This window comes from Enterobacter sp. JS8-1 (assembly GCF_049187015.1).
GTDB lineage: Bacteria > Pseudomonadota > Gammaproteobacteria > Enterobacterales > Enterobacteriaceae > Enterobacter > Enterobacter mori.
In genome coordinates, this window is the sequence record NZ_CP185805.1 from 3,553,636 (window position 1) to 3,567,835 (window position 14,200).

The following is a 14,200-nucleotide window of genomic DNA, read 5'->3' on the forward strand; positions in this document are numbered from 1 at the left end:
AGGGGCTGACATAATAAGGTGAATGAGCCACTGATTAATATTATGCAACAGCCGTGCCAGTTTGCAAAACAATAAATTAACATGATGAATTTAAAGAATTTTATACATCCAAACTATTACTTGTTGGCAGAATGATTTCCAGGCTAAGTGTCGCTATTTAACAACACCTTTAGACCACGATTTTTCTACCAATATAAATCAACAAGTTAAGTGTCACCTTTTGGAGACATCGACGGAGCGGGATTGTCGCAATTTTGCGACACGCATAAAAAAGCCCGGTAGCGCTTACGCTTACCGGGCCTACAAGGGTCAGGGTGCTAAAACTTATCCCAGCTGCTTACGCGCGTTGCGGAAAATACGCATCCACGGGCTGTCCTCGCCCCAGTTTTCCGGGTGCCAGGAGTTGCTCACGGTGCGGAACACGCGCTCCGGGTGCGGCATCATGATGGTCGCACGACCGCTTTCACTGGTGACTGCCGTAATACCGTTGGCAGAGCCGTTCGGGTTAGCCGGGTAGGTTTCTGTCACCTTGCCGAAGTTATCGACAAAGCGCAGCGCCACCAGACCTTTGCTCTCCAGCTGAGCCAGATGGGCAGCATCACGCACTTCTACCTGACCTTCACCGTGGGAAACGGCGATTGGCATCTGTGAACCCACCATTCCCTGCAGCAACAGAGACGGGCTTTGGGTCACTTCCACCAGGCTGAAGCGCGCTTCGAAGCGGTCAGACTGGTTACGCACAAAGCGCGGCCAGGCTTCGCTGCCCGGGATCAGTTCGCGCAGGTTAGACATCATCTGGCAGCCGTTACACACGCCCAGCGCCAGGGTCTGCGGACGATGGAAGAAGGTTTCGAACTCGTCACGCACGCGGCTGTTGAACAGGATGGACTTCGCCCAACCTTCGCCCGCGCCCAGCACGTCGCCGTAGGAGAAACCGCCGCACGCCACCAGCGCCTGGAAATCTTCCAGACCGGTACGCCCGGCCAGCAGGTCGCTCATGTGGACGTCGATGGCGTCAAAGCCCGCACGGTGGAAGGCAGCTGCCATCTCAACGTGGGAGTTAACACCCTGTTCGCGCAGCACGGCTACCTTTGGACGCGCGCCTGTCGCAATGTACGGTGCAGCGATATCTTCGTTGATATCAAAGGAGAGCTTCACGTTCAGGCCTGGATCCTGGTCATTCGCTTTCGCGTTATGCTCCTGATCGGCACATTCCGGGTTATCACGCAGGCGCTGCATCTGCCAGGTGGTTTCTGCCCACCACATGCGCAGCGTGGTGCGGCTTTCGCTGAACACCGCGTGTCCGTCTGCTTCAATGACGAAGCGGTCACCCTGAACGGCTTTGCCCAGATAGTGCACGCAGTCTGCCAGACCGTGCTTCGCCAGAATCGCTTCAACCGCGTCGCGATCTGCGGCGCGTACCTGAATCACCGCACCCAGCTCTTCATTGAAAAGCGCCGCCAGACGGTCTTCGCCAAGCGTTGCAATGTTCGCTTCAACGCCGCAGTGGCCAGTGAAGGCCATCTCTGCCAGCGTCACCAGCAGGCCGCCATCGGAACGGTCGTGATAGGCCAGCAGCTTACGCTCCGCCACCAGCGCCTGGATGGCGTCGTAGAAACCTTTCAACTGCGCGACGTCGCGCACATCGGCTGGCTTGTCGCCGAGCTGGCGGTAAACCTGTGCCAGCGCGGTGGCACCCAGCGCGTTGTGGCCTTTACCCAGGTCAATCAGCAGCAGGGCGTTGTCTTCGGTCGCAAGCTGCGGCGTAACGGTGTGGCGCACGTCTTCCACGCGCGCAAACGCGGTGATCACCAGCGACAGCGGAGAGGTCATCTCGCGTTGCTCGCTGCCTTCCTGCCAGCGGGTTTTCATCGACATAGAGTCTTTACCCACCGGAATGGTCAGGCCGAGGGCAGGACACAGCTCCTCGCCCACCGCTTTTACGGCTTCATACAGGCCAGCATCTTCGCCAGGGTGACCGGCTGCGGCCATCCAGTTTGCAGAGAGTTTGATACGTTTGATGTCGCCGATCTGCGTCGCGGCGATGTTGGTCAGCGCTTCACCGACCGCCAGACGGGCGGAGGCGGCGAAGTCCAGCAGCGCCACCGGGGTGCGTTCGCCCAGGGCCATCGCTTCGCCGTAGTAGCTGTCGAGGCTCGCGGTAGTCACCGCGCAGTTTGCCACCGGGATCTGCCACGGGCCAACCATCTGGTCGCGCGATACCATACCGGTCACGGTACGGTCGCCGATGGTCACCAGGAACGTTTTCTCCGCCACGGCAGGCAGGTGCAGCACGCGGTTAACCGCTTCTGCCACGGTGATGCCCTGGCGATCCAGCGCTTTGCCCGCCGCTTTGCGGGTTGTCACGTCGCGGGTCATCTTCGGCGTTTTACCGAGCAGGACGTCCAGCGGCAGATCGATCGGCTGGTTGTCAAAGTGGGTGTCGCTTAAGGAAAGGTGCTGCTCCTCGGTCGCTTCACCTATGACCGCATACGGCGCACGCTCGCGGCGGCACAGCTCGTCAAACAGCGGCAGCTGATCCGCGGCAACCGCCAGCACGTAGCGCTCCTGGGATTCGTTACACCAGATTTCCAGTGGGCTCATGCCCGGCTCATCGCTCAGGATATCGCGCAGGTTAAAACGGCCACCGCGGCCACCGTCGCTCACCAGTTCCGGCATGGCGTTGGACAGACCGCCCGCACCTACGTCGTGGATGAACAGAATCGGGTTGGCGTCGCCCAGTTGCCAGCAGCGGTCGATCACTTCCTGGCAGCGACGCTCCATTTCCGGGTTGTCACGCTGCACGGAAGCAAAATCGAGGTCCGCATCAGACTGACCGGAAGCCATAGAAGACGCTGCCCCGCCGCCCAGACCGATGTTCATCGCCGGACCACCGAGTACAATCAGCTTCGCGCCGACAACGATTTCGCCTTTCTGCACGTGATCGGCACGGATGTTACCGATCCCGCCCGCCAGCATGATCGGTTTGTGGTAACCGCGCAGCTCTTCGCCGTTGTGGCTGTCCACTTTCTCTTCATAGGTACGGAAGTAACCGTTCAGCGCCGGACGACCAAACTCGTTGTTAAACGCCGCGCCGCCCAGCGGGCCGTCGGTCATGATATCCAGCGCGGTGACAATGCGCTCTGGCTTGCCGAAATCTTCTTCCCACGGCTGTTCAAAGCCCGGGATACGCAGGTTGGAGACGGAGAAACCGACCAGACCCGCTTTGGGTTTAGCGCCACGACCAGTCGCACCTTCGTCACGGATTTCACCGCCGGAGCCCGTCGCCGCACCCGGCCACGGGGAGATCGCCGTCGGGTGGTTGTGGGTTTCCACTTTCATCAGGATATGCGCGGGCTCCTGATGGAAGTCATAGCGCCCTGCTTCGCGATCGGCGAAGAAGCGGCCCACCTCGGAACCTTCCATCACCGCGGCGTTGTCTTTATAGGCAGACAGCACGTGGTCAGGGGTTTGTTCCATGGTGTTTTTGATCATTTTGAACAGCGACTTCGGCTGCTGTTCGCCGTCAATAATCCAGTCGGCGTTGAAAATCTTATGTCGGCAGTGCTCAGAGTTGGCCTGCGCGAACATGTAGAGTTCGATGTCGTTCGGGTTGCGGTTGAGCTTAACGAACGCGTCCTGCAGGTAATCAATTTCGTCTTCTGCCAGCGCCAGGCCGAGACGCAGGTTGGCGTCAATCAGCGCCTGACGGCCCTGCCCCAGCAGGTCTACGCTCTGTACCGGCGCAGGCTGATGGTGTGAGAACAGCTTCTGCGCGTCGTCGAGAGAGGCAAATACGCTCTCCATCATGCGGTCGTGCAGCTCAGCCGCAACCGCCTGCCACTGCGCGTCACTCAGGGTGGAGGCTTCAACATAGTACGCCACGCCGCGTTCCAGACGGTTAATCTGGCTCAGACCACAGTTGTGGGCGATGTCGGTGGCTTTGGAAGACCAGGGGGAGATGGTGCCCGGACGCGGCGTCGCAAGGATCAGTTTGCCGGTTGGCGTATGGCTGCTCAGGCTTGGACCATACTTGAGCAGGCGTTCCAGCTGTACGCGCTCCTCTGCATTCAGGGGGGCATTCAGGTCAGCAAAATGGACATACTCAGCGTAAATATTGCTTACCGGAAGGTCGGCCGCCTGAAAACGTGCCAGCAGTTTGGTAATACGGAAGGCAGACAGTGCAGGCGAACCACGCAGAATTTCCATCATAAGTCTCTCGTCTTCGAAGCGCCGGGGCGCTTACAGTGTGCGCAAGGGGGGAAAACGGGCGTCATTATAGAGAATCCTGAGCGCCGACGAAACCGTTTGCGTCGAAATAAAATTTGCACAGCGGTTTAACAATAGGTGTGACCTGTCTCTCTAATTTGTTGCCAAGTGGCGTAACTTTGCGCAAAATGCCGCTCATTCAATGGCAAACCTTATTCTTAACATGGCTACAGCATACTGAGGCAACCGGCGTCGCAGAGAATTAACTAATTGAAAAAATTAAAGATTAATTATCTGCTCATCGGCATTGTTACGTTGCTGCTGGCAGTGGCCCTCTGGCCTTCTATCCCCTGGTTCGGTAAAGCCGAAAACCGTATCGCCGCCATTCAGGAGCGGGGGGAATTGCGCGTCAGTACCCTCTCCTCTCCGCTGATTTACGGCGACATCAACGGCAAAACCATTGGTCTGGATTATGAACTGGCCCAGCAGTTTGCCGACTATCTGGGTGTTAAGCTCAAAATTACCGTGCGTCAGAACATCAGCCAATTGTTCGATGACCTGGATAACGACGATGCCGATATCCTTGCAGCCGGGCTGGTGTACAACAGCGAGCGCAGCAAGAACTACCAGCCAGGCCCGACCTACTACTCTGTCTCCCAGCAGCTGGTTTACCGCGTGGGAAGCGTGCGCCCGCGCTCGCTCGCCACCATTAACGAGCAACAGCTGACGATTGCCCCCGGCCATGTCGTGATTGACGACCTGCGCGCGCTCAAAGAGAAAAAGTATCCTGACCTGAGCTGGACGATTGACCCAAAACTGGGCACGACAGAACTGCTCGATCAGGTTAAAGACAAAAAGCTGCCCTACACCATTGCCGATTCGGTGGCCATCAGCCTGTTCCAGCGCGTGCACCCTGAAATCGCCGTGGCGCTGGATGTGACTGACGAACAGCCGGTGACCTGGTTTACCCAACTGGATAACGATCAGACCCTCTCTGCGGCCATGCTCGATTTCTATAACGCCATCAATGAAGACGGTACGCTGGCGCGCCTGGAAGAAAAATACCTCGGCCATGGTGATGACTTCGATTACGTCGACACCCGCAGCTTCTTGCGCGCAGTTGATAGCGTCCTGCCGGACCTGCAGCCGTTGTTCGAAAAATACGCCCAGGAGATTGACTGGAAGCTGCTGGCGGCGATTTCGTATCAGGAATCCCACTGGGATACTCAGGCTACCTCTCCGACCGGCGTGCGTGGTCTCATGATGCTGACGAAAAATACCGCGCTGAGTCTGGGCGTCAATGACCGTACCGATGCGGAGCAAAGCATCAGCGGCGGCGCACAGTATTTACAGGATATGATGGCCAAAGTACCGGAGACCGTGCCGGAAGAAGAGCGGATTTGGTTTGCACTGGCCGCCTACAACATGGGTTATGCGCACATGCTGGACGCGCGCGCGCTGACGGCAAAAACCAAAGGTAACCCGGACAGCTGGTCTGATGTAAAACAGCGTCTGCCGCTGCTGAGCCAGAAACCGTGGTACAACAAGCTGACCTACGGGTATGCGCGCGGGCATGAAGCCTACGCTTACGTGGAAAATATTCGTAAGTATCAGATAAGCCTGGTGGGGTATCTGCTGGAGAAAGAGAAAGAAGCGGCAGAAGCTAAACAGCTGGCTCAGAGCTACCCGGTGGTCGCACCGGACGAACTTAATCGTCCACCTGCTTCAATTCTGCCTTTTGTTGCTTTTTCTGCTGCCGGCGCATTCGAAAGAAGTCACTCAGCAGACCCGAACACTCTGGTGCAAGTACCCCACCGATAGTCTGCACCTGGTGGTTCATCCCCGGATGGCCTAGCACGTCCATTAGCGAACCGGCCGCGCCTGTTTTTTCATCCCGCGCACCAAACACCAGCGTACCGATACGACTGTGCACCATCGCGCCGGAACACATAACGCAGGGTTCAAGGGTGACGTACAGAGTCGTATCGAGCAGACGATAGTTTTGCAGTACCAGCCCGCCCTGACGAAGCGCCATAATTTCGGCGTGCGCGGTAGGATCGTGGCGGCCAATGGGGCGGTTCCACCCTTCGCCAATCACCTGATTATGATGAACCAGCACCGCGCCCACGGGCACTTCGCCCTCATCCCAGGCACGTTGAGCCAGCGTTAGCGCGTGGCGCATCCAGTATTCATGATTGTGTTCAGGGTTGGACAACGGTTGATACTCCAGTCGAAAAGCGGGCGGCATTATACACGCCCGTTTTAGAGAAGACTATTCGAGTTGCTGAAGTTTACCTGATGGCGTGACGCGCCAGCGGTGCTGGCAAAAATAGAGCAGCGGGTTGTCCTGTTTGCTGTCGCTGTAGCCGCTGTACAGGCGCAGCGGCGTGCCGATACGCTTCTCCAGTTGAACCACTTTCTCGTGCCCCAGGCAGCGCATGGTCAGCACCCAGCCGCCGTAAGCGCGGGAAATTTGCGTGGCGATAAGATTTACGCGCGGCAGCCATGGCGTATCAAAATAGACCTGCTCCACCAGCGTCTGCGGGGAGCCGGTAATCAGCCAGATGTCGGCATCGTTCGCGTCGAGGTAGCTGGTGAGACGCGCCTGCACCACGGGAAACGCGGCGACATGGCCGCGAAACCAGTACGCAAAATCCTGTTCGAGCTGTTTAAGGCGTGCTTCGCTGTGACCAAAGGTGCATCCCCAGAGCAGCAGGCTCATCGGCCAGCGCGCTGCACGGCCTTTCACCAGCAGCGCGATGCCAATCACGGGTAAGAGCGGTAAGACGAGCAGCGCATTCAGAGGCTGACGCCGCAGCAGATAGCGCATAAAGGTGCCAAACATATCCTGCTGGTGCAGCGTTCCATCCAGGTCGAAAAAGACAACGCGACGCACGTGATTTGCCAAACCTTACTCCTCTGGGTCGTTGAATCCTAACAGCCAGGTAAACAGGAACCCGGCGATTACCGCTACTAAATAGCCTAACAGATAGAGCATCACTTTTCCGGTCACGACGGTTAATGCCAGCGGTAAACCGGAAAGTCCAAAGGTGATCACCGTCGCCACTTTCCAGTAGCTAATGAGCGCCCCGCCCACCGCGCCGCCCAGACAGGCTGCGAGGAAAGGTTTCCCCAGCGGCAGCGTAACGCCGAAAATCAGCGGCTCGCCGATGCCGAGCAGTCCGACCGGGAGCGCGCCTTTAATCACTTTTTTCAGTCGCGCGTTGCGGGTTTTCATCAGTACGGCAATCGCCGCGCCGACCTGCCCCACGCCCGCCATCGACAGGATAGGCAGCAGCGCGTTATAGCCGTGCGCCTGCACCAGCTCGACGTGGATCGGCACCAGCCCCTGGTGCAGGCCGGTCAGCACCAGCGGCAGGAAAGTACCAGAGAGCACCGCGCCCACAAGCAGGCCACCACGGTCGATAGCCAGAGACGCACCGTGGGCGATGGCGTCAGAGATCCAGCCACCTAGCGGCTGAAGGACCACAATCGCTACGCTACCGGTAATTAATGTGGTCAGCAGCGGGTTGAGGATAAGCTCAATCGAGCCAGGCAGGATCGCGCGCAGCCTTTTCTCAATCCAGCACATCAGGATGACCACCAGCAGCACGGCAATCACCCCACCGCGCCCCGGCTGGAGCGCCTCACCAAACAGCGTGATCTGCGCCAGCTGCGGGCTGGACAAGATGCCCGCCATTACCCCGCCCATGGCCAGCGATCCGCCAAACACCTTCGCGGTATTCACCCCGACCAGAATGTTCATGATGGCGAAAACTGCGCTGCCGAAGATCCCGAGGATCCCCAGCAGGTTTGGATACTGCGTGGCAAAATCCCCGACGATATCCGGCCGCTTGAGGATATTGATAATCCCGGTGATCAGGCCCGAAGCAATAAACGCCGGGATCAGCGGGATAAAGACGTTTGCCAGCTGTCGCAGCGCATCGCTCATCGGCGCCTTGTATTTGGCTTTTGCCTGCGCTTTGGTGCTTTCGGCATCGTCAAATGAGGCCGTCGCCTCACCGCCAACCATCAGCGCGCGCATGGCATCAACAACCTGCGCCGCTTTCCCCGGCCCGACAATGAGCTGGTGCTGCTGTCCCTGTTTGACGTATCCACTTACGCCGGGGAGTTGCTTCAGGCCCGGTAGATCAAGATCGTCGTCGTTATGCACCTCGACGCGCACGCGCGTCATGCAGTTTTCCAGACGCTGGATATTCTTTTCTCCGCCGATCCCCTGCAGGATGCCGCTGGCGAGCGCTGCTGTCTTTTCCATACACGCCTCTGTTAGTTTTCTAATGCAGCCCGTAAGAACCCGTTATGCGCATCGAGTTTGGCTCTCGCTGCCGTGGCGTCCAGCCCGCTTAAGATCATCAGAATGGCCGGTTTAACATCGTGATCGGTTTGTTTCAGGACCGCTTCCGCCTCTTCACGGCCTGCGCCTGTCGCCTCCATCACCATACGGCAGGCTCTGTCCACCAGCTTGACGTTGGTGGCCTGCATATCGACCATCAGGTTCTGATAAACCTTGCCGAACTTCACCATCGCGCCGGTGGAGATCATATTGAGCACCAGCTTTTGCGCGGTCCCGGATTTCAGGCGCGTGGAGCCGGTCAGCGCTTCCGGCCCAACAACCGGAGAGATGGCGATAGCGGCCACCTGGGCAATCGGCGAGCCGGGGTTGCAGGAGATGGCAACCGTCGTGCAGCCTGTCTGGTTGGCGTATTCCAGGCCGCCAATGACGTACGGCGTGCGCCCGGATGCCGCCAGCCCAACCACCAGATCCTGCGCGGTCAGGTTCAGCGCTTTGAGATCATCTTCACCGAGCTGTTTGTTGTCTTCCGCCCCTTCAACAGCTTTCAGCAGCGCGCCTGGGCCACCGGCAATCAGCCCGATCACCAGGCCGTGCGGAACGCCAAAGGTTGGCGGACATTCGGAGGCATCCAGAACCCCCAAACGTCCGCTGGTGCCCGCGCCCATGTAAATAATGCGTCCACCGGCCTTTAGCGCAGTTGCGGCCGCATCCACCGCTTTCGCCACCTCAGGTAATGTCTCTTTCACTGCCTGCGCGACCAGCGTATCCTGTTGATTAAAGCGGTTAACCAGCTCCAGCGTGGAGAGTGCGTCAAGATCCATGGTTTGCGGGTTACGCGTTTCAGAAACCAGTGAGCCAAGATTCATTTTTTGTACCTCAAGAATTTTTAATTCATAATAATCACACTATTGTGGAATATAAAATTCATTCAGGCGAGCAAAATTCGTATTTGAGCAGATAATCACATTTTCGCCAGGAGACCGTATGAACTGTTTAATTCGCATTCGCCAGCGTTATGCAGGCTTTGCCCAAAGCGACAAGAAGCTGGCGGATTTTCTACTTTCTCAACCCGACCACGCGCGCCATCTGAGCTCGCAGCAGCTGGCGAGTGAGGCCGGTGTGAGCCAGTCCAGCGTGGTGAAGTTTGCCCAGAAGATTGGGTTTAAGGGCTTTCCGGCCCTCAAGCTTGCGATCAGCGAAGCGCTGGTGAGTAACCCCAATCCGCAGTCGATGCCGGTGCATAATCAGATCCGGGGCGATGACCCGATGCGTCTGGTGGGCGAAAAGCTGATCAAAGAGAACGTGGCGGCCATGCATGCGACGCTGGATGTGAATACCGAAGAGAAGCTGCTGGAAAGCGTGGCGATGCTGCGCGCGGCACGGCGCATTATTCTGACCGGGATAGGTGCATCCGGGCTAGTGGCGCGTAACTTTGGCTGGAAGCTGACGAAGATCGGTTACAACGCGATAGTGGAGCAGGACATGCACGCCCTGCTCGCCACCGTCCAGGCAATGGATCCTGACGATTTGCTGCTGGCGATCTCTTATTCCGGTGAACGTCGAGAGATCAATATGGCGACCGATGAAGCGCTGCGCGTCGGCGGTAAAATTCTGGCGATCACGGGTTTTACGCCAAACGCGCTCCAGCAGCGGGCAACGCGCTGTTTATATACCATTGCCGAGGAGCAGGCCACGCGCAGCGCGGCTATTTCGTCCACCAGTGCTCAAATGATGCTGACGGATCTGCTGTTTATGGCGCTGGTGCAGCAGGATCTTGAGCGCGCGCCCGAGCGCATTCGTCACAGCGAAGAACTGGTAAAGAAACTGGTTTGACGCGTATAATGCCCGCCCAGTTTGTGTTGTTTCTGAGAATTTCCTGATGGCGCTGTTAATTACCAAAAAATGCATTAATTGCGATATGTGCGAGCCCGAATGCCCTAACCAGGCCATTTCGATGGGCGACAGCATTTATGAGATTAACAGCGACCGCTGCACGGAATGCATCGGCCACTATGAAACGCCGACCTGTCAGAAAGTGTGCCCGATCCCGAATACTATCCTGAAGGATCCGGCCCACGTCGAGAACGAAGAACAGTTATGGGATAAGTTTGTCCTGATGCATCATGCAGACAAACTCTAGCTTTCAATGATCACCGTTGCGCAGGCGTAGTGGCGTTCATCGGCGAGCGTCACGTGCATGTGATTCACGCCCAGCTTCTCAGCCAGCTTTTGCGCCTCGCCCCATAAGCGCAGGCGTGGCTTACCCAGCTCATCGTTAAACACTTCAAACTGGTTAAACGCCAGGCCATTACGAATGCCTGTCCCGAAGGCTTTAGCTGCCGCCTCTTTAACCGCAAAGCGCTTCGCCAGAAAACGCACCGGCTGCTGATGCGCTTCCCAGATGGCCCACTCGTTATCGCTCAGCACGCGTCTTGCGAGGCGATCGCCACTCCGGGCGATCACCGCTTCAATGCGGGCTATTTCAACGATATCGGTGCCTAAGCCCAGAATGGCCATTACTGACGCGCTTCCAGCATCAGGCGTTTCATCTCTGAGACCGCCTCTTTCAGGCCACTCATCACCGCACGGCCAATAATGGCGTGGCCGATGTTCAGCTCGTGCATTTCCGGCAGCGCGGCAATGGCTTTTACATTGTGGTAGGTCAGGCCGTGGCCGGCGTTAACTTTCAGACCCAGGCTTGAAGCGTACGTGGCCGCTTTAGCGATACGCTCCAGCTCTTTCGCCTGCTCGGCGTCGTTTTTGGCATCGGCATAGCAGCCGGTGTGAATTTCGATATACGGTGCACCCACGTCGGCCGCCGCTTTAATCTGGGTGAAATCAGCGTCGATAAACAGCGAAACCATGATACCGGCATCAGCCAGGCGTTTGCAGGCATCGCGCATTTTGTCGAACTGCCCGGCTACATCCAGACCGCCTTCGGTGGTCACTTCCTGACGCTTTTCCGGTACCAGGCAGCAGAAATGCGGTTGGGTCTCGCAGGCAACGGCGAGCATCTCTTCAGTGACCGCCATCTCCAGATTCATACGGGTGTCCAGCGTCTGGCGCAGAATGCGCACGTCGCGGTCAGTAATATGGCGGCGGTCTTCACGCAGGTGAACGGTAATGCCGTCAGCGCCAGCCTGTTCAGCAATAAACGCCGCCTGAACCGGATCGGGATACGCCGTACCGCGCGCATTACGCAGCGTGGCGATATGATCAATGTTGACGCCTAACAGTAATTCAGCCATGACAATCCTCGGTATTTTGGTTCATTTCTCTTCCCCCCTCTCCTGCCGGGAGAGGGCTGGGGTGAGGGGTAAAACGTTAACGTTTCGGCACAAACTGCCTGAATAATTCGCGGCTCTTTAAGGGCTTGCCGCCAAGATACGGCTTAAGGGCAATCCGGGTAAAGCGTTTTGCTGCGCGCAGGGTGTCCTGATCGGGGAACTCGCGCTCATACAGCGCCCGGAGCTGGCGCCCGGTAAAGGTACTGTTGTCGATCACGATACTGGCGATAAAGCCTTTTTCTTCGCGGTAGCGGTAGGTCATAGTGTCTTCTACCTCGTCCCCGCTCCCCGCACAGTGCAGAAAATCTACGCCGTACCCAAGATGGCCCAGCAGCGCCAGTTCGAAGCGGCGCAGCGCAGGCTCGGGTGTGCCGGTTGCGCCAGCAAGTGCCTGGATACAGTGCAGATAATCGAAGAAAAGTTCCGAGAAGCGAGTCTCATGTTCAAGGACGCGAGAAATGAGTTCGTTGACATACAGACCGCTGTAGAGCGTGATGCCAGAAAGAGGAAGCGCCAGAGAGACGGCTTCGGCACTGCGCAGGGTTTTGACTTCCCCACGCCCGCCAAAGCGAACCAGCAGCGGTGTGAAAGGCTGTAAGGCACCTTTCAGGTTAGAACGTTTGGAACGTGCGCCTTTCGCAACAAGGCGCACGCGGCCCGACTCTTCCGTGAAGACGTCCAGCATAAGGCTGGTTTCGCTCCAGGGACGACTATGGAGAACGAAGGCACGCTGCCAACCTTCCATTATACTCGTCGTCTTGCGTTACTGGTCTTCGCCGTAACCGAGGCTGCGCAGAGCACGCTCATCATCGGCCCAGCCAGATTTCACTTTCACCCACAGTTCGAGGTGAACCGGCGCTTCGAACATCTCCATCATGTCCTTACGGGCTTCGATACCGATGGTTTTTATCTTGGCGCCTTTATTGCCGATCACCATCTTCTTCTGCCCTTCGCGCTCAACGAGGATCAGGCCGTTGATGTCGTAGCCGCCGCGCTCGTTGGTCTGGAAACGCTCGATCTCCACCGTCACAGAGTACGGCAGTTCAGCGCCCAGGAAACGCATCAGCTTTTCACGGATGATTTCAGACGCCATAAAGCGCTGAGAGCGATCGGTGATGTAGTCTTCCGGGAAGTGATGAATCGCTTCCGGCAGATGCTTACGCACGATGCCCGCGATGGTATCAACGTTCAGACCGGTCTCAGCAGACAGCGGAACGATGTCGAGGAAGTTCATCTGACTTCCGAGCCACTGCAGATGCGGCAGCAGGTCGGCCTTTTCCTGCACGTTATCAACTTTGTTAACCGCGAGAATGACCGGCGTTTTGCCGTCACGCAGCTTGTTCAGCACCATCTCGTCGTCCGGCGTCCAGCGGGTGCCTTCAACAACGAAAATCACCAGCTCTACGTCGCCAATCGAGCTGCTCGCCGCCTTGTTCATCAGACGGTTGATGGCACGCTTCTCTTCCATGTGCAGGCCCGGGGTATCGACGTAGATCGCCTGATACGCGCCTTCAGTATGGATGCCGACGATGCGGTGACGCGTGGTCTGCGCCTTACGCGAGGTGATGGAAATCTTCTGCCCAAGCAGATTATTCAGCAGGGTGGATTTACCAACGTTCGGACGTCCGACGATGGCAATAAATCCGCAATAGGTTTTTTCTTCGCTCATTCCAGCTCCAGCATTTTTAACGCCTGTTCGGCGGCAGCCTGTTCAGCCTTACGACGGCTTGAACCTGTGCCCACCACCGGTTCACTCAGGCCACTGACCTGGCAATGGATGGTAAATTCCTGATCGTGTGCTTCGCCACGAACCTGCACCACCAGATAGGATGGTAGCGGCAGATGACGACCCTGCAAATATTCCTGCAGACGCGTTTTCGGATCTTTTTGTTTATCGCCAGGACTGATTTCGTCCAGACGGCTCTGATACCAGTTCAGGATCAGCTTTTCTACGGTCTGGATATCGCTGTCCAGGAACACACCACCAATTAATGCTTCGACCGTATCGGCAAGAATAGATTCACGACGAAAGCCGCCGCTTTTCAGTTCACCCGGTCCAAGACGCAGACATTCGCCCAGTTCAAATTCACGCGCGATTTCCGCAAGGGTATTACCCCGAACCAGCGTGGCACGCATGCGGCTCATATCACCCTCGTCCACACGCGGGAAACGATGATAAAGCGCATTCGCAATCACGAAACTTAAAATAGAGTCACCTAAAAACTCGAGGCGCTCATTATGTTTGCTGCTGGCACTGCGGTGGGTTAATGCCTGTTGCAACAACTCCTGATGATGAAAAGTGTAGCCCAGCTTCCGTTGAAGCCGATTAATTACGATGGGGTTCATGCGATACCAATAAATGAATGCGTCAAAAATGCAGCACACGAAA

13 protein-coding genes are annotated in these 14,200 nt (G+C 57.1%); 3 read left to right on the forward strand and 10 right to left on the reverse strand.

The window, feature by feature from the left end:
• Window positions 1-324: 324 nt before the first annotated feature.
• Window positions 325-4,212: a phosphoribosylformylglycinamidine synthase gene (purL, locus tag ACOQH0_RS16815; RefSeq protein WP_303569050.1), complete on the reverse strand. Its 3,888-nt coding sequence runs from the start codon at window positions 4,210-4,212 to the stop codon at window positions 325-327.
• Between the two features lie 267 nt (window positions 4,213-4,479).
• Here purL and mltF point away from each other — a divergent pair, with 267 nt between their 5' ends.
• Window positions 4,480-6,030, forward strand: a complete 1,551-nt coding sequence (gene mltF, locus ACOQH0_RS16820) for a membrane-bound lytic murein transglycosylase MltF (protein ID WP_260662445.1) — start codon at window positions 4,480-4,482, stop codon at window positions 6,028-6,030.
• Here mltF and tadA read toward each other — a convergent pair.
• Genes tadA through murQ form a run of 4 tightly spaced genes read right to left on the reverse strand, consistent with a single transcriptional unit; the run spans window position 5,918 to window position 9,390 of the window.
• Window positions 5,918-6,457, reverse strand: coding sequence for a tRNA adenosine(34) deaminase TadA (gene tadA / locus ACOQH0_RS16825; protein WP_089597789.1), 540 nt, complete (start codon window positions 6,455-6,457; stop codon window positions 5,918-5,920). The two genes, mltF and tadA, sit on opposite strands and share 113 nt — an antisense overlap.
• Window positions 6,458-6,481: 24 nt before the next feature.
• The gene (yfhb, locus tag ACOQH0_RS16830) at window positions 6,482-7,117 is read right to left on the reverse strand and encodes a phosphatidylglycerophosphatase C (protein ID WP_421510856.1); all 636 of its coding nucleotides are present in this window, start codon (window positions 7,115-7,117) and stop codon (window positions 6,482-6,484) included.
• 3 nt (window positions 7,118-7,120) lie between these two features.
• Window positions 7,121-8,485, reverse strand: a complete 1,365-nt coding sequence (locus tag ACOQH0_RS16835) for a PTS transporter subunit EIIC (RefSeq protein ID WP_421510857.1) — start codon at window positions 8,483-8,485, stop codon at window positions 7,121-7,123.
• Window positions 8,486-8,496: 11 nt separating this feature from the next.
• The gene (murQ, locus tag ACOQH0_RS16840) at window positions 8,497-9,390 is read right to left on the reverse strand and encodes an N-acetylmuramic acid 6-phosphate etherase (protein WP_010434055.1); all 894 of its coding nucleotides are present in this window, start codon (window positions 9,388-9,390) and stop codon (window positions 8,497-8,499) included.
• 118 nt (window positions 9,391-9,508) lie between these two features.
• Between murQ and ACOQH0_RS16845 the strand changes: the two genes are divergently transcribed.
• On the forward strand, window positions 9,509-10,357 hold the full coding sequence (locus ACOQH0_RS16845; RefSeq protein WP_010434058.1) for a MurR/RpiR family transcriptional regulator: 849 nt from the start codon (window positions 9,509-9,511) through the stop codon (window positions 10,355-10,357).
• A 46-nt stretch (window positions 10,358-10,403) separates the two neighbouring features.
• A complete protein-coding gene (locus ACOQH0_RS16850; protein ID WP_010434061.1) occupies window positions 10,404-10,664 on the forward strand; it encodes a YfhL family 4Fe-4S dicluster ferredoxin in 261 nt (86 codons plus the stop codon).
• On the opposite strand, the gene acpS is transcribed toward ACOQH0_RS16850, so the two are convergent.
• The 5 genes from acpS to rnc all read right to left on the reverse strand — a co-directional run bounded on the left by acpS (window position 10,661) and on the right by rnc (window position 14,157).
• Entirely contained in the window at window positions 10,661-11,041 is a 381-nt protein-coding gene (gene acpS / locus ACOQH0_RS16855) for a holo-ACP synthase (RefSeq protein WP_047346780.1), read from the reverse strand. The two genes, ACOQH0_RS16850 and acpS, sit on opposite strands and share 4 nt — an antisense overlap.
• Entirely contained in the window at window positions 11,041-11,772 is a 732-nt protein-coding gene (pdxJ, locus tag ACOQH0_RS16860; RefSeq protein ID WP_420984582.1) for a pyridoxine 5'-phosphate synthase, read from the reverse strand. Before pdxJ ends, acpS begins: the two co-directional genes overlap by 1 nt.
• Before the next feature lie 76 nt (window positions 11,773-11,848).
• A complete protein-coding gene (recO, locus tag ACOQH0_RS16865) occupies window positions 11,849-12,556 on the reverse strand; it encodes a DNA repair protein RecO (RefSeq protein ID WP_089598411.1) in 708 nt (235 codons plus the stop codon).
• A gap of 18 nt (window positions 12,557-12,574) precedes the next feature.
• The gene (gene era, locus ACOQH0_RS16870; protein WP_006176722.1) at window positions 12,575-13,480 is read right to left on the reverse strand and encodes a GTPase Era; all 906 of its coding nucleotides are present in this window, start codon (window positions 13,478-13,480) and stop codon (window positions 12,575-12,577) included.
• Entirely contained in the window at window positions 13,477-14,157 is a 681-nt protein-coding gene (gene rnc, locus ACOQH0_RS16875) for a ribonuclease III (protein WP_010434072.1), read from the reverse strand. The genes era and rnc overlap by 4 nt, the downstream gene beginning before the upstream one ends.
• Window positions 14,158-14,200 lie beyond the last annotated feature (43 nt).